The organism is Marinobacter sp. B-12, from assembly GCF_056857915.1.
Window position 1 is genome coordinate 45,078 of record NZ_JBSXOB010000028.1, and the last position, 16,203, is coordinate 61,280.

Sequence of the window (16,203 nt, forward strand, 5' to 3'; positions counted from 1 at the left end):
GTATTCTCCGGGAAACGGTTCGTTCAAAAGCAAAGCCGGGCCTGAAAAGCTGGCCCGGCCGGTTGCAGGTGTCGGGCGTTTACAGATAGCCCAGCTCTGACAGGTAGTCTTTCAGCATGTCCAGCGCCTTCTGGGCGTTATCGCTGCGCTTGCCTTCCTCATCCCACAGCGTCTGTGCGGTCTGGGTCAGGCGGTCCTGAACGTCCTCCGGCAAAGTGTTGACCTGAACATTGTGTTCGTTGATGGCTTTGGACAGCGTGATGCGTTCCTTGTACTGATACTCATTGGTACGGAACCAGAATTGTTCCTCAAGAGCCTGCTTGACGATGTTCTGCATGTCCTCGGGCAGCTTGTTCAACGCTTTCTGGCTGACAATGATGACGTCGGTGCCGGCAATGTTCAGTGCTGGCTGTACGTGGTATTTGGCAACTTCATACAGACCCATGCTGAATGCGCCCTGGGAGGCCCCCCAGTGGGCACCGTCAACAATGCCGGAGTCGAGGGCGGAGTAAAGTTCACTGCCCGGGATGTAGGATGCGGCGGCACCGGCGTCGGTCAGAAAACTCTGTAGCGCACCGGAGGAGCGGATTTTCAGCTTGGTGAAGTCATCCCAGCTGTTAATGGGCTGCTTGACCACCATCTCGGTTGGGTAGACCTTGTCAGTCGCCCAATAGACATTGTGCTTGGCCGCTTCATCGCGGAGCATCTGTTCGAAACCCAGGCCCTGGTGGAAATAGGCGGCTTCCCATACATTGCGGAAGGCAAACGGCAGGCCCGAGGCAATACCGGCGAGGGTGATCTTGTCCTGGGCGTAAGCCGGAGAAATGGTGCCCATTTCAAGAATGCCCCGGCTGACAGCGTTGAAGATTTCCTTGGCTTTGAACAACGAGCCCGCTTCGTATAGTTCCAGCTCCAGACGGCCATCGGTGCGCTCTTCAAGAATGGTCTTGAGTCGAACCAGGCTGTCTTCATAGGAACTGCTGGAGCCAGGCCAATGGGATTGGACCTTCCAGGTAAAGCTTTCCTCAGCGGCAGCTGCCGGAGCGCTGGCCAGTGCGGCGGTCAGGCCCAGGGTCAGGGCAGAACCGACCGTAATCAGGGTTTTTCTGGCGGTGGTTAGTATCTTCATTGCTGGACCTCGATCATTATTGTGTTGGACGTCCCGTTCATTGTTTCACTATGCGGAATTAGTGACTGCAGAATGAATTCTCGTATCTGAATCTATCACACACTTTGCTTTTTGCAATAGGATGGTTGCCGATATTCCATTACCAAAGTTTAGTTCATGGAGGCGTTCATCGTGATCATCACTCAAAATCAGCCAGGTGTGGCCCATCTGGTGATCAGCAGGACGGACAAGAAAAATGCATTGACTCGCGATATGTACCGGGCCCTGGCCGAAGCCGTGAGCAAAGCAGCGGCCGATACCAGCGTGCATGCCATCGTGCTCAGTGGTGAGGGTGGTGTGTTTACCGCCGGCAACGATCTCGATGATTTCCGCGCCCGCGCTACGGATGAGAATCCAAAGCCCTCGGCCGGTCTGGCCTTCATCGAAGCCCTGATGGTTTGCGATACGCCTGTTATTGCTGCCGTGGAAGGACTGGCCATTGGGATCGGTACTACCCTGTTGTTGCATTGTGATTCCGTCATTGCTGGCCGCTCCGCGCGGTTCAAGACCGCCTTTGTGGATCTGGGACTGGTGCCGGAGGCTGCGTCTACCGTGACCATGCCGTTGCACCTGGGTTCCCGGCGTACCGCGGATCTGTTGTTGATGGGTGACACCCTGGACGGCGAGGAAGCCAGGGAATGTGGCCTGGTCAGTCGTGTGGTTGATGACGGGCTGGCGGTGGACGAAGCATTGGCACAGGCCAGCGCACTCACGACCAAACCCAGGGACGCTCTGCGGGCCAGTAAGCGCCTTATCAAGGCGCCCTGGCGGGAAGCGGTGAGCGAGGCCCTTGAGCGGGAGCGCGCCGTGTTCGCCGACAGGCTCCGGTCGGAGGACTGCCGGGCGGCCCTTGCGCGAATGGGTAAGGGCTAGATCAGGGCCAGTAAGGCGCCCGTAACTCACGCTTCAACACCTTGCCAATGGTAGATCGGGGCAGCTCCGGGCGACACTCAATGTTGGCAAGGCGCTGGGTTTTGCCCAGTCGGTGATTGGCCCACTCGAGGATCTCTGCTTCAGTCTCTGTGCAGCCGGGCTTGCGTACCACCAGCCCCAGCGGGGTTTCGCCCCATTGCTCGCTGGGAATGCCAATTACCGCTACATCGGCGACAGCGGGATGGGCCAACAGCACCGTTTCGAGATCCACGGCGTAGATGTTGAAGCCGCCGGAGATGATCATGTCCTTGCGGCGGTCCAGGATATACACAAAACCTTCTTCGTCGACTCGGCCCATATCACCGCTGCGATAGAAGACCAAGCCCTCGGGGCTGGTCCAGAGCATGGCCAGGGTTTGTTCCTCGCGGTTGATATAACCCCGCATCATGGAAATGGCGCGGCCGACGATCTCCCCGGTCTCGCCCTGGGGCAGCTCGTTGCCCTCGTCGTCAATCACCCGGACTTCCGCGCCTTCCGTGGGTTTTCCCACTGAGTCCCATTTGTCCGGGTGGGCCGCGCAGTCCAGGCTGGTGGATATGCCGCCTTCCGTCAGGCCATACACCTCGCGGATGTTGCCCGGCCAGCGTTCCATGGCTTCCTGGATGACGTTCGCCCTCAGGGGAGCGCTGGTGCACAGCTTGAGCTGGAACGCGGACAGGTCGAAGCGACCGAATTCCGGATCGGCGAGGATGCGCTGGTACTGGACCGGCACCAGCATGGCATGAGTTACGTGGTAGCGTTCAGCCATTTCCAGGAACCGTCGGGCATCGAACTTTGACATCAGCACCAGGGTGCCGCCGTAGAACAGAGTTGGCAGTACGGACACCAGCGTGGTGTTGGAGTACATCGGCGTGGACACCAGGTTAATGGCGTCGCCATCAAGCCCAAAGCGGCTCATTCGGACCATCTGGCGCTGGCGGAAACGGTAGTCGTGAAGAATGCCCTTGGGGGTGCCGGTGGTGCCGGAGCTGTAAATGATATTGAACGGATCATCCAGAGTAACTGGTACCGGACGGGCCTCCGAGCCAATATCGCCCAGCCAGGACTCAAGATCCTGACGCAATCCCGGGCTGTGACTGTCGAGCCCTATACATTGATCGCGCCCGAGCGTATCGAGTTTATCGGCAATGCCTTCAAGGAGCTCGATATTCCTGTTGGAAACAAACAGGAAGCGGGCCCCGCAGTCATTCAGCATCAGTGCCAGGCTGTCTCCGCTCGCCATGCCCGAGAGTGGCACCATGCAACCGCCGGCCACCAGCGTCCCTAGATACAGAGCAACATAATTGATGCTGTTTTCTGATAATCCCGCTACGGCATCGCCCCGTTTCAGACCAGCAGATCGCAGCCGGTTGGCAATGCGGTTAGCTTGCCTGGCAAGTGTCTGCCAGCTGAGTTGGGTCTCGCCATCGATGAGAGCGATATGGTCCGGGCGTTCGAGGGCGAGGTGTTGGATGCGTTGGCCAATGGCCTCCATGGACTCCTCTGGATCGGTGGGGGCATAGACGGGCATGTGCTGCGTGTTTTTCATTTTTTCGCCTATTGTTGTATGAGTGTTTTATCTAGTGAAATTTACTTCCGAATATATTGACTCAAAACCGGAAGGCGTGACAAATTACAGTCACGACGAATTTACGACGCTAACAAACACAACAAAAGGAGCATCGGCATGGGGCGTTTCGACAAGCGGGTCGCCATCGTCACCGGGGCCGGTAGTGGCATCGGCAGGGCCACGGCGGTTCGCCTGGCGCGGGAGGGCGCGCAGGTGGTGATGATGGATATGTCCGAGGCTGGCCTGCTGGATACCGAGGGCCTGATGCCCGAGGGAGTCGAAACCCTGCGTCGCGTTGGTGATGTGTCTGATGAGGGACAGGTCAGCGCACTGGTGGAAGAAACCATCTCTACCTTTGGGCGGATCGACCTTCTGTGCAACGTTGCCGGCATCGCCAGCACCAGCGGTGGTCACCCCGATATTACCGGTAACGACCGGGGCGAATGGGAACAGGTGCTGGCGGTGAATCTGATTGGCACCATGCTGTTTATAAAGCATGTTGCGCCTCATATGCAGGCCCGCAAGCTAGGCTCGATTGTTAATACCGCCTCGGTGGCCGGTCTTCGCTCGGGTGCCGGCGGCAATGCTTACAGTGCCTCCAAGGCCGGGGTGATCAACCTCACCATGACCGCAGCCTGCGATCTCGGTAACGACAACGTACGCGTCAATGCGGTGTGCCCGGGGCTGGTGGAAACCGGCATGACCCAGGCTGTTTTTGACTATGCCCGCGCCAATGAGAAAGCTCATAAGCTGGGATCACGGTGCGAATTGCGGCGCTATGGTGCGCCGGAAGAAATTGCTGCCGCCATTCTATTCCTGGCCAGTGATGACGCCAGCTACATCACTGGCCAGTCTTTGCCCGTGGATGGCGGCAACACTGCCTCTCTCAACTTGCCAGGAATGAAAGTGTAATGAATGAAGACAGCCTGCATATCCGTGGTGGCCAGGACCTGCCTGGATTTCACAATCTGCTGGGGTATCACCAGTTGTCCTGGGAGGAGAACGAGGCGGTGATTGGCCTGGAGCTGCAGCCCTGCCACCTCAATCTGGGCGGTGTGATTCACGGCGGAGTTTTGACGTCGCTGTTGGATATAGTAATGGCCGAGGCCGGCACTTACTGCCCGCACCCCGGCCGGATACGCAAGGCCATTACCCTGTCGCTGACGACGACGTTCACCGGACAGTGTTCCGGAGGAACCATCCGGGTCACGGGCCGCAAGCGAGCCGGCGGCACCCGGATTTTCAACAGCACCGGAGAGGTTCACGACGACAAGGGTAACCTCCTGGCCATCGCCGAAGGCACCTTCCGAATTCGCTCCGGAAGTGAGAAGCCGGAAGGCGTGCCAATCTGATCCTTCAACCAATGAGGTACTGGAATGTTTGAGCTGTCTGACAACGCAAAAAAACTGCAGGCGCAGCTTCACGAATTCATGGACGCCCATATTTACCCGAATGAGCACAAGCACCATGAACAGGTCGAGCAGGCGGAGAATCGCTGGGCTCCGGTACCGATCGTCGAGGAGTTGAAGGTCAAGGCGAAAGCCGCGGGACTTTGGAACCTGTTCCTGCCCGACAGCGAATTCGGCGCTGGTCTGACCAATTATGAGTACGCCCATCTGTGTGAAGTCATGGGGCGCTCCGCCATGGCGCCGGAGGTGTTCAACTGCTCGGCGCCGGACACCGGCAACATGGAAACCATCGCTCGCTACGGCAATAAAGAGCAGCAAGATACATGGCTGAGGCCACTGCTTGATGGCGAAATCCGCTCCTGTTTTTCCATGACTGAACCCGACGTGGCTTCTTCCGATGCCACCAATATTGCCTGTGAAATTCGTCGCGAAGGCGATGAATACGTGATCAATGGTCGCAAGTGGTGGTCGTCCGGTGCCATGACCACGACCTCTAAAATCGCCATTGTTATGGGCAAGACCGATCCAGACGCCGAGAAGCACAAGCAACAGTCGATGATTCTGGTGCCGCTGGACACGCCGGGCGTGAAGATGATCCGCCCGCTGACGGTGTTTGGCTATGACCATGCGCCTCATGGTCATGCCGAGATTCACTATGACAATGTGCGGGTGCCGGTGAGCAACATTCTGCTGGGTGAGGGCCGCGGTTTTGAAATTGCCCAGGGCCGCCTTGGGCCGGGCCGTATTCATCATTGTATGCGCACCATCGGGGTTGCCGAGCGTGCCCTTGAGATGATGTGCAAGCGGGCCAATGCCCGCGAGGCTTTCGGTAAGCCGCTGTCCAGTTTCGATTCCATTCGCAAGGACATTGCCCGCAGTCGCATGGAAATTGAGCAGGCGCGGCTGATGACCCTGAAAGCGGCGCACATGATGGATACCGTTGGTAATAAGGTGGCTCGTCAGGAGATTGCGATGATCAAGGTGATCGCGCCGAGCATGGCGCTGAAGGTACTGGACCGGGCGATTCAGGTTCACGGCGGTGCCGGAGTGTCTCAGGATACCTTCCTGGCCGAAGCCTGGGCCAAGGTGCGGACTTTACGGCTGGCGGACGGGCCGGATGAGGTGCATCTGGATTCTGTTGCCAAGATCGAACTTCGCCAATACCGCTAATACGACAACCTCTGAATCAGGGGGAGAGCGGCCGGGGTGATGTCCTTCCAGGACACGCCGTGAATACGTCCATGTAGGCTTGAGCAAAACATCCCTGTTTTGCACAGTCCCGGAAGGACATCACCCCGGCCACTCCCAAGCTTCAGTGCATGAGGATCGAAAGATGGTAAATCCGCTTTTTGACATGACCGGAAAAGTCGCCCTGATCACCGGTTCCACCAAAGGCATCGGCCGTTCCATCGCCGAGGAAATGGCCCGCCTGGGCGCCAAAGTGGTGATCTCCAGCCGCAAGGCCGATGCCTGTGAGCAGGTCGCCAACGAATTGAAAGAGCAGGGCTACGAAGCCATCGCCATTCCCTGCCATGTGGGTAAGAAGGAAGACCTGCAGAACCTGGTGGATAAAACCAACAAAGCCTGGGGTTCCATCGACGTGCTGGTGTGCAACGCCGCCACCAACCCGGTCTACGGCACCACCGCCGAAATGACCGACGAAGCCTGGGACAAGATCATGGACACCAACGTCAAAGGCACCTTCTGGCTCACCAACATGGTGCTGCCGCAGATGGCCGAGAAAGGTGAAGGTGCCGTCGTGCTGCTGTCCAGCATTGCTGGAATCCGCGGCAATACCACCATCGGTACCTACGGCGTATCCAAGGCCGCCGAAGCAGCGCTGGCCCGGAATCTGGCTGTGGAGTGGGGGCCAAAGGGCATCCGCGTGAACAGCATCGCACCCGGTCTGATCAAAACCGACTTTGCCAGAGCCCTGTGGGAAGACCCGGTCCGCGTTAAACGCGCCGAAGACAAAACCCCACTGCGTAGAATTGGTGATCCGGTCGACATCGCCGGCCTGGCCGTTTTCCTGTCAACCAAGGCCAGCGCGTATGTCACCGGCCAGGTCATCGTCGCCGACGGCGGCGAAACCATCTGTTAAGAAGCCATCACCAAAAGCATGCCAAGGCAGGTGGGTGGGGGTGTCTTTGTGCAGGGAAAAAGATGTCTGAGCGCCGCGAGTTCTTTTTCCCGGAAGAAAGACACCTCCACCCGCCGGCCGCTGCCCCCAATGCCGGGCAACCATGTAACAAAGGAAGGCAACAGCAAAGATGACCATGAACCCAGACCTGGTAGACGTTTTGCCAGCCCACCAATTCGATGAATCGCAACTCCTCGCCTGGCTTCAGAAAGCCATTGATGGCTTTGGTGACAGGTTGGACGTGAAACAATTTCAAGGTGGGCAGTCCAACCCTACTTTTCTGCTGGACACCGATAGCGGCCAATACGTACTGCGCAAAAAGCCGCCCGGGAAAACACTGCCCTCCGCCCACATGGTGGAACGAGAATACAAAGTCATGCGCGCTTTGTCTGAGCACACGAATGTGCCAGTACCGGCCACCCGTGCTTTGTGTGAAGACAGCAGCATCATCGGCACACCGTTCTACGTCATGGATTATCTGGAAGGCCGCATCGTCAGCCATCCGGCACTGCGGGCGCTGGATCGTCAGGAGCGATTGTCGGCTCATCGGTCGGCTATCGACACACTGGCAGCATTGCACTCGGTGGATGTTAATCAGGTCGGCCTTGGGGATTATGGCCGTCCGGAAGGTTATGTGGCACGGCAGGTATCCCGCTGGACCAAGCAGTACCTGGCGTCGAAAACGGACGAGCAGCCCGCCATGGACAAGCTCATGGACTGGCTGCCGAAAAATCTGCCATCCACCGATGAGTGCGCCATTGCCCATGGTGACTACCGCTTTGGCAACCTGATGCTGGCGCCGGACAGGCCGGACGTGATCGCCATTCTGGACTGGGAGTTGTCCACCCTGGGACATCCGCTGGCGGATCTGGCCTATTACTGCCTGCCGTACCACCTGCCTTCGGACATGGAAGGTTCCCGCGGTTTGCTGGGAGAGGATCTGGAAGCCCTGGGCGTTCCCACTGAGCAGGAAACCATTACCCGTTACTGCCAACAGACCGGTCGCGAGGGCATCGCCGACTGGCATGTGTTCCTGGCGTTTTCCCTGTTCCGTCTGGCGGCGATTGTTCAGGGGGTCTATGCCCGCGCGCTGCAGGGTAATGCCGCCAATGCCGATGCCCTGCAGGTGGGCAAACGTGCGAGTCAGCTGGCGGAAGCGGGCTGGAAAATAGCCAGTGAAGGAGACCGGTCATGAGTGAGCCTGCTGCAATAACTGAACCGATGGTTCGTCGCATTCTGATTACCAACGATGATGGTATCAACGCACCGGGCCTGGCGATTCTTGAACGTATTGCCCGCAACCTGGCGGAAGAGGTCTGGGTGGTGGCGCCGGAGCATGATCGCAGTGGCGCCGGGCAGAGTATCTCCATCCACGACCCGCTACGGGTGTATGAAAATGGTGAGAAACGCTACGCCGTGTCCGGTACGCCCGCAGACTGTGTGTTGTACTCGATGGCCAAATGGTTTGGTGACAGCCCGCCGGATCTGGTGCTGTCCGGGGTGAACTGCGGCGCCAACATCAGTGATTCAGTGCAATACTCCGGAACCGTGGGCGCGGTGCTCAGCGCCGAGCATATGGGTATACCCGCCATTGCCCTGAGCCAGGCCTTCCTGAGCCGGGAGGGCGTTGACTGGTCGCCGGTGTCGGTGTTTGGCGAGCAGGTCATTCGTAAGCTCTGGCAACCCGGCGAGAACCGTGCCTGGAATGTGAACTTTCCGGCCTGCGAAGCCGGGGTGATCCGGCAGGCGCAATGGTGTCGCCAATCCACCGGCTCCATTCAGCAGCCCCGCCTGCTGGCAGGTCAGGACGCCCGCAACCTGCCTTACTGGTGGCTCGGGTTCGATCGCAGCTCGCGGCACATTACCGCACCGGATGAGGACGTTACCGTGCTGCGGGAAAAAGTCATTGCGATAACGCCCTTGCGTCACCGGGAAGGCTTGCCCGGGGGTACTGGAACATTCGATCTGGCTGCTGCTGCGGCTCACTGAATTGACTGAGAGGATCACAACAATGACATTTACACGCCACCACAGCGTCTGGCCAAAAGAGTTGCCAAAAACCATGACGCTGCCTGACACCAGCGTTTTCACCAACCTGGAAATCTCAGCTCTGCGGTACCCGGACCACACGGCCGTCATCTATTACGATGCACCGATGCGTTACCGCCAGTTGTTGGCTGAGGTTGAAGCGATGGCGGGTTATCTCCAGGCGCAGGGTGTGGAGAAAGGTGATCGTGTTCTGCTCTACATGCAGAACTCCCCCCAGTATGTCGTTTCCTACTACGCCATACTCCGTGCCGACGCGGTGGTGATTCCGGTGAACCCGATGAACCGGGCTGCTGAGCTGGAACACTACATTGCGGATACCGGTTCAAGGGTATGCCTGGCCGGTCAGGAACTGGCCGGTTTTATCCTGCCGATGCTGGACAGCACGGATCTTGAACAGGTGGTGGTGGCGTCCTATAACACCTACATCAATAAGGACACCGACCTGGATTTGCCAGCGGAGGTGGCCGCACCGGCCTGGTCCAAAGACGTTCCGGGCGTGGTGAGCTGGGAACAGGCGCTGGCCGGGAATCACAAGCCGGCAGAGCACACAGCCGGCCCGGACGACCTGGCGGTGATTCCCTACAGTTCCGGGACCACCGGCGCGCCCAAGGGTTGTATGCACACCCACCACAGTGTCATGGCCACAGCGGTTCACCGGGCGTTCTGGAATTTGAGTACGGCCAACACAGTCCAGTTGGCGACGTTGCCGTTCTTCCATGTGACCGGTATGACCGGTTCCATGAACAGCCCCATCTTCAGCGGTTCGACCACCATTATTATGACGCGCTGGGACCGCACCACCGCCGCCCGGCTGATAGAAAGATACCGGATCACCGGCTGGACCAACATTGTCACCATGGCGGTGGATTTTCTGTCGAATCCGGAGATTGGCCAATACGATCTCTCCAGCCTCAACACCATTGGTGGTGGCGGAGCGGCGATGCCGGAAGCGGTGGCTGCCAAACTCAAGACCATGACCGGTCTGGATTACATCGAGGGTTATGGTCTGTCGGAAACCATGGCCGCCACCCATATCAACCCGTCCAAACATCCCAAACCCCAGTGTCTGGGCATTCCTGTGTTTGATGTGGATAGCCGCATCATTGACGTTGAGACCCTGGAAGAGAAAGGCCCGGGCGAGGTGGGGGAAATTGTCTCCAACGGCCCCCAGGTAACCCAGGGGTACTGGAATCGCCCGGCTGAAACCGAGGCGGCGTTCGTCGACATTGACGGCAAACGGTTTTTCCGCACCGGTGACCTCGCTTATTACGACGAAGAGGGCTATTTCTTCATGGTGGATCGGGTCAAACGGATGATCAACGCGTCCGGCTTCAAAGTGTGGCCCTCGGAAGTGGAAGGACTGATGTACCGGCACCCGGCCATCCACGAAGTGTGTGTCATTTCATCGCCCCACCCCAAACGCGGGGAGACCGTGAAAGCCTGCATCGTACTGACGCCGGAGGCAGACGCATCCCAAGCGGATATCGTCAGTTGGTGCAAGGAACAGATGGCCGCTTACAAAGTGCCTGAAATCATTGAGTTTGTGGATGAGCTGCCTAAGTCACCCACGGGTAAGTTGATGTGGCGTGCGCTGCAGGAAGAGGAATGGAAGACCAAAGGTTAACGTTCAAACTCACGATTAATGTTCTGCACTGCGAAACCAAATTCTAAATATTGACAACTGAGACGCTCAGTGTAACTGTTTCATCAAGCTGATTGATGGGTCGCAAGGCCCTGCCCAAAACCGCATAACTTGCTACAACAACAAAACAGCGGAGGAGCACACTTGAGCCTTTTCTTACAACAAATCGTCAATGGGTTAACCCTGGGCAGTATCTACGGTCTCGTAGCCCTGGGCCTGACCCTGGTTTACGGGATACTTCATATCCCCAATTTCGCACACGGCGCGCTCTACATGGTCGGGGCATTCATGTCCTACTTTTTCATGGTGGATCTGGGTGCGCATTACTGGATCGCCATGGCCGGTTCGGCCGCGGTGGTCGCTGTTCTGGCGATACTGTGTGAGCGCCTGGTGTTCCATCCGCTGAGGCATTCGCCACCGATCCACGACAAGATCGCCGCCATCGGTATTCTGCTGTTCCTGGAAGCGGTGGTGCAGATGTTCTGGGGATCGGACTTCCGCCGCATGTCATCGCCGTTTACCGGCATCATGAATTTCGACGGACTCATTATTCCTGAGCAGCGCCTGCTGATTATTGCGGGGGCGTTCGTGTTGGTGGTGGCGCTGCAGCTCTTCCTGCGCAAGACCATGACGGGGGCGACCATTATCGCCATGGCACAGAGCCGGGACGGTGCCTTCCTGGTGGGCATTGATGCCAACCGGGTGGCCATGATGACGTTTGCGATTTCGGGCATGCTGGCCGCGTTTGCCGCCACACTCTATGCACCCATCAATCTGGTGTATCCCGCCATGGGGCACCTGGTCATCATGAAAGCCTTCGTCATTATCATCCTTGGCGGCATGGGTAGCGTGCCCGGCGCCATTGCCGGCGGCATGATCATCGGTTTCGCCGAAGCCCTCGGAGGCTTTTACATCTCGACGTCCTATAAGGACATCATCGCCTTCGGTCTGTTGGTGCTGATTCTCTCAGTCCGTCCACAGGGCCTGTTTGCGAAGGGGGCGCACTGATCATGTTCAAAGTCGCTTCCCTGCTGATGACGCCCGCCGCCAAATACCTGATGCTGGCCTTCGCCATACTGTTCCCTCTGGTCGCCGCGAATGAGTACCAGGTGTACGTGATGGCTACCGCCTTTGTCTGGGCGATCGCGGTCTACGGCCTGAACATCATTACCGGTTTTTGCGGCCAGTTGAACCTGGCCCACGGCGGTTTTTTTGCCATCGGTGCCTACACTCTTGGCCTACTGACCGCTGATTACGGTTGGAGCTTCTGGCCAGCGTTCCTGGGCGCGCTGGTGATGACCGCGGTGCTCGGGTTCCTTGTGGGCATCGTCTCGCTGCGCCTGAAAGAGCATTACTTTGCCATTTTCACCCTGTGTGTGGGCTTCATCATCTACCTGCTGATCGACAAGTGGGAAGAGCTGACCCATGGCGCCATTGGTGTCCGAGACATCGCCGCGCCCTATGGCTTTGGGCTGGTGGACTTTACAGACACCACCCCATTCTATTACCTGGTGCTGGCCTTCCTGGTGCTCGCAATCTGGTTCATGGGGCGTTTGTCCAAGTCCCTGCTGGGTCGTACCTTTATCGCCATCCGCAACGGCGATGAACTGGCCCAGTCCCTCGGTATCAATCTGATGCGCAACAAGGTCCTGGCCTTTGTGCTGTCCACGACCTATGCCGGTCTGGCTGGTGCGCTGTATGCCGGCATGGTTCGGTTCATCGGTCCGGAGGAGGCCAATATCAACCATACCTTCGACATGATCACCTACCTGTTGGTGGGCGGGGTCGGCACCATCATGGGGCCGCTGCTGGGCACCGTGGGCATTGTGTGGATCACCCAGTCACTGCAGTTCCTGGAAGAGTATCGAATGATCATTTTCGGGCCACTGTTGGTACTGCTGGTGATTTTCTTCCCCCGGGGCATTACCGGATCCTTCCTGACCTGGATGCATCGCAAGTCCCAGGCACTGGCGCCCACGAAAAAACGCCAGGAGAAGAAGGTCAACACCGCGCAGAACCGGGAGGCAGAGAGCAATGCTTAAGGTAGAACACGTCACCAAAATGTTTGGCGGTCTGGCGGCGGTGAACGATGTGTCGGTGGAGTTCGAAACCGGCAAGATCAACGCCATTATCGGCCCCAATGGTGCTGGCAAAAGCACCTTTTTCAACCTTATTTCCGGCCTGCACCAACCCAGCTCCGGCCGTATCCTGCTGGACGGCGTGGATGTCACCAATCTGCCCAGCGACAAGGTCGCACGCCTGGGTGTGGGCAGGACCTTCCAGACAACCAACCTGTTTGAGCAGGCAACCGTATTGGACAACCTGATCGTGGGACACCGGCTGCGAACCAAATCTGGGCTGTGGGACGTGCTGATCAACAGCAAACGCCTGCAACGTGAAGAGAAGGCTGCGCGGGACAAGGCCATGGAAGCCCTGGAATTTGTGGGCCTTGCCCACGTTGCCGGGCAGTTTATCGCCGACATCACCCAGGAAGAACGCAAGCGGGTGGCCTTTGCCCTGGCACTGGCGACCGACCCCAAGATCGTCCTGCTGGATGAACCGGCGGCCGGGGTCAATCCGGAAGAAACCGTCGGTTTCGCCGCGCTGATGCGCAAGATGGTGGATGAAAAAGGGCTCACCGTGTGCCTGATCGAGCACAAGATGGACATGATCATGAGCCTGGCGGACAAGATCATGGTGCTGGATCACGGAGAAAAGATCGCCGAGGGCACGCCGGAAGAGGTGCGCAATAATCCGGTGGTGATCGAGGCCTACCTGGGAGGTGACGAAGATGCTGCAGCTTAATCAGGTGGACGTCTGCTACGGCAGCTTCAAGGCACTGACCGATATTTCGATGACCGTGGATACTGGGGAACTGGTCGTTCTGCTAGGGGCCAACGGCGCGGGTAAAAGCAGTCTGTTCAATGCCATTAGTGGCCTGGCAAAACCGGCGGCCGGGAAGATCCGGTTCGAAGATAAGCAGCTCAATGGTATGAAGGCCAGCGCGGTCGTTGCCAGCGGCGTGGTGCAGTGTGCTGAAGGGCGCAAACTGTTTCCGCAAATGAGCGTCATGCAGAATTTGATGATGGGTGCCTATGTGCACCGTCGTGATCGACAGGGCAACCGCAAACGCCTGAACCAGGTGTTGGAGCTGTTCCCGATCCTTGCAGACAAGGCCGACGAGCCTGCCGGCGCGCTATCCGGTGGTCAACAACAGATGGTGGCCATCGGCCGTGCCATGATGAGCCGCCCCCGATTGCTGATGCTGGATGAGCCATCCCTTGGCCTGGCTCCGTTGGTGGTCAAGCAAGTGTTCGAAACCATCAAGCAGATCAACAGCCTTGGCACAACGGTGCTGCTGGCAGAGCAAAATGCTTTTGCGGCTCTCAAGATTGCCCACCGGGCGTATGTTATGGAAAACGGCCACCTGGTAATGGAAGGCGACCGGGAGACGATGCTGGGCAATGAGCAGGTCCGCAAGGCGTATATCGGGGCCTGACCGGCCTACAACAACCTTCAGAGTGACACGCACAACAAAACCAGGAGACAACAATGAAAATAGTCAGAAAACTGGGTCAGGCTGTCGCGGCGGCAACCCTGGGTATGAGCCTGTCCGCCGGTGTAGTGGCGGGCGAAGTCAACATTGGATTCACCGGCCCGCTGAGTGGCGGCGCTGCGTTATACGGTGAAAACACGCTGTCCGGACTGCGAATGGCGGTGGCGGAAATCAACACGGCGGGCGGTTTTGACTTGAACGGCGAAAAGACCACGGTCAATCTGGTCCCCCTGGACGATCGTTACTCACCGGCGCAGGCGGCCACCAACGCCAAGCGACTGAAACAGGAGTCCAACGTGTCGGCGGTGTTCGTGCCTCACTCCGGTGGCATTTTTGCCCTCCAGGACTTCAACGAGAAAGACAATTTCCTGGTGATGGCCTACTCCAGCGTGCCCAGCATCACCGAGAAGGGCAACAGCCTGACGTTGCGTATTCCTCCCACCTTTGATGGCTACGTTCGGGCATTTACCAACTACGCCCTGGAACACGAGGGCAAGAAGCTGGGCATGGGAGGCGCAACCCACGAATACGCCAAAATCTGGGGCGCCATGATCAAGAAGGAGTGGGAGTCCAAAGGCGGAGAAGTGGTTTCTGATAACCCCATGGATTACAACAAATCTGCGGATTTCTTTACCGGTGTCAGTCGTATCATCTCGGAAAGCCCGGACGTGATGTTTGTGGGCGGCGCCTCTGAGCCCACGGGACTGGTGGTGCAACAGGCCCGCCAGATGGGCTTCCAGGGCGGCTTTATCGTGATGGACCAGGCCAAGATTGACGAAGTGGCCCAGGTAGCCGGTGGTCTGGACATGGTGGAAGGCGCTATCGGCGTGGTGCCATTGAGCGTCTATGAAACCCCGGCGGCCAAAGATTTCATCGAGCGCTACAAGGCCGAGTACGACAAAATGCCTGGCTCCGAAGCCGCCTACAACTACCTGGCGTTGCACGCTCTGGTGGAAGCCATGGACGCCACCGAGTCCACCGATCCGAAAACCATCCGTGCGGCCATCGGTGATGCCCTGAGAAACATGGACACCCGCAAGAACCCGTACGAAGTCACCGAAGTGACCGAAAATGGTGGTTTCGTGACGGAGACGACTCTGGCTGTGGTGGAAGACGGTGAGATTGTTCGGGAAGAGATCAAATGATGGGAGCACCAGTACCCGTCTGAATCAGAAAAGGGGCCCGCGGGCCCCTTTTTAGTGTTGTTTCCGGCTTGTGGCCGCTCAGTCAGGCCGCGTACATCACCAGATTCTCCGCCACACAGGCGGGTTTGTCCTCCCCGCGAATTTCCACGGTGGTGCGGTAAATGGCCTGCGTGCGATGATCATCCACCCTGGACACATCCAGCAGTTCCATCTTGCTGCGGATATCTGCCCCGGATTTCACCGCAGCGGGAAAGCGCAGTTTGTTGATGCCGTAGTTAATACTGGCGCTCTTGCCCTGCACATCAATCACCTCCTGATTCAGCAGTGGAATCAGCGACACGGTCAGAAACCCATGGGCGACGGTGCTCTTCCACGGCGTTTCCCGCATGGCCCGCTCCACGTCCAGGTGAATCCACTGGTGATCGCCCGTGGCGTCTGCAAACGCCTGAATCATCTCCTGGGTGATGGTTTTCCAGGGGCTGTGGCCAATGGTGGTACCGCAAAAATGTTCAAGATCGTTTAATTCAACTGAAAGCATATCTGCGCTCATTAATTGGTATGGGAACAGGTTGAAGCAGAAGCCATGGAAGGCAGGGGTCTTGCCGGGACCGT

Annotated in this window: 16 protein-coding genes; 13 read left to right on the top strand and 3 right to left on the bottom strand. The window is 58.0% G+C overall.

Annotated elements, in window-relative coordinates:
• Window positions 1-79 precede the first annotated feature (79 nt).
• Window positions 80-1,129, bottom strand: coding sequence for a TRAP transporter substrate-binding protein DctP (gene dctP / locus AC13D2_RS02920; protein ID WP_482938202.1), 1,050 nt, complete (start codon window positions 1,127-1,129; stop codon window positions 80-82).
• A gap of 171 nt (window positions 1,130-1,300) precedes the next feature.
• On the opposite strand from dctP, the gene AC13D2_RS02925 reads away from it, so the two are divergent.
• Window positions 1,301-2,041: an enoyl-CoA hydratase/isomerase family protein gene (locus tag AC13D2_RS02925; protein ID WP_482938203.1), complete on the top strand. Its 741-nt coding sequence runs from the start codon at window positions 1,301-1,303 to the stop codon at window positions 2,039-2,041.
• A 1-nt stretch (window position 2,042) separates the two neighbouring features.
• On the opposite strand, the gene AC13D2_RS02930 is transcribed toward AC13D2_RS02925, so the two are convergent.
• Entirely contained in the window at window positions 2,043-3,629 is a 1,587-nt protein-coding gene (locus tag AC13D2_RS02930) for a class I adenylate-forming enzyme family protein (RefSeq protein ID WP_300497326.1), read from the bottom strand.
• 138 nt (window positions 3,630-3,767) lie between these two features.
• Between AC13D2_RS02930 and AC13D2_RS02935 the strand changes: the two genes are divergently transcribed.
• The 12 genes from AC13D2_RS02935 (at window position 3,768) to AC13D2_RS02990 (ending at window position 15,591) form a co-directional block, all read left to right on the top strand.
• Window positions 3,768-4,562 carry an SDR family NAD(P)-dependent oxidoreductase gene (locus AC13D2_RS02935; protein ID WP_292046725.1) on the top strand — a complete coding sequence of 265 codons (795 nt, stop codon included), beginning with the start codon at window positions 3,768-3,770 and terminating at the stop codon, window positions 4,560-4,562.
• Window positions 4,562-5,002: a PaaI family thioesterase gene (locus tag AC13D2_RS02940; protein ID WP_292046724.1), complete on the top strand. Its 441-nt coding sequence runs from the start codon at window positions 4,562-4,564 to the stop codon at window positions 5,000-5,002. The genes AC13D2_RS02935 and AC13D2_RS02940 overlap by 1 nt, the downstream gene beginning before the upstream one ends.
• A 24-nt stretch (window positions 5,003-5,026) precedes the next feature.
• Window positions 5,027-6,229, top strand: a complete 1,203-nt coding sequence (locus AC13D2_RS02945; protein WP_292046722.1) for an acyl-CoA dehydrogenase family protein — start codon at window positions 5,027-5,029, stop codon at window positions 6,227-6,229.
• A 163-nt stretch (window positions 6,230-6,392) separates the two neighbouring features.
• Window positions 6,393-7,160, top strand: coding sequence for an SDR family NAD(P)-dependent oxidoreductase (locus tag AC13D2_RS02950; RefSeq protein ID WP_292046721.1), 768 nt, complete (start codon window positions 6,393-6,395; stop codon window positions 7,158-7,160).
• Between the two features lie 169 nt (window positions 7,161-7,329).
• Window positions 7,330-8,394, top strand: coding sequence for a phosphotransferase (locus AC13D2_RS02955; RefSeq protein WP_482938204.1), 1,065 nt, complete (start codon window positions 7,330-7,332; stop codon window positions 8,392-8,394).
• 14 nt (window positions 8,395-8,408) lie between these two features.
• Window positions 8,409-9,188: a 5'/3'-nucleotidase SurE gene (gene surE / locus AC13D2_RS02960; protein WP_292046761.1), complete on the top strand. Its 780-nt coding sequence runs from the start codon at window positions 8,409-8,411 to the stop codon at window positions 9,186-9,188.
• 22 nt (window positions 9,189-9,210) lie between these two features.
• On the top strand, window positions 9,211-10,872 hold the full coding sequence (locus AC13D2_RS02965; protein ID WP_292046719.1) for a long-chain fatty acid--CoA ligase: 1,662 nt from the start codon (window positions 9,211-9,213) through the stop codon (window positions 10,870-10,872).
• A 162-nt stretch (window positions 10,873-11,034) separates the two neighbouring features.
• A complete protein-coding gene (locus tag AC13D2_RS02970) occupies window positions 11,035-11,898 on the top strand; it encodes a branched-chain amino acid ABC transporter permease (RefSeq protein WP_292046718.1) in 864 nt (287 codons plus the stop codon).
• A gap of 2 nt (window positions 11,899-11,900) precedes the next feature.
• Complete coding sequence (locus AC13D2_RS02975) at window positions 11,901-12,932, top strand: branched-chain amino acid ABC transporter permease (RefSeq protein WP_482938205.1); 1,032 nt, start codon at window positions 11,901-11,903, stop codon at window positions 12,930-12,932.
• Window positions 12,925-13,695, top strand: coding sequence for an ABC transporter ATP-binding protein (locus AC13D2_RS02980; protein ID WP_288076036.1), 771 nt, complete (start codon window positions 12,925-12,927; stop codon window positions 13,693-13,695). Before AC13D2_RS02975 ends, AC13D2_RS02980 begins: the two co-directional genes overlap by 8 nt.
• Entirely contained in the window at window positions 13,682-14,389 is a 708-nt protein-coding gene (locus AC13D2_RS02985) for an ABC transporter ATP-binding protein (protein ID WP_300497340.1), read from the top strand. Before AC13D2_RS02980 ends, AC13D2_RS02985 begins: the two co-directional genes overlap by 14 nt.
• Window positions 14,390-14,442: 53 nt before the next feature.
• Window positions 14,443-15,591 (top strand): ABC transporter substrate-binding protein, encoded by a 1,149-nt coding sequence (locus AC13D2_RS02990; RefSeq protein WP_482938206.1) that lies wholly within the window; start codon window positions 14,443-14,445, stop codon window positions 15,589-15,591.
• Between the two features lie 82 nt (window positions 15,592-15,673).
• Here the strand turns inward: AC13D2_RS02990 and AC13D2_RS02995 are convergent, their stop codons facing one another.
• Window positions 15,674-16,129, bottom strand: coding sequence for a MaoC family dehydratase (locus tag AC13D2_RS02995; protein WP_482938207.1), 456 nt, complete (start codon window positions 16,127-16,129; stop codon window positions 15,674-15,676).
• Window positions 16,130-16,203: the final 74 nt, after the last annotated feature.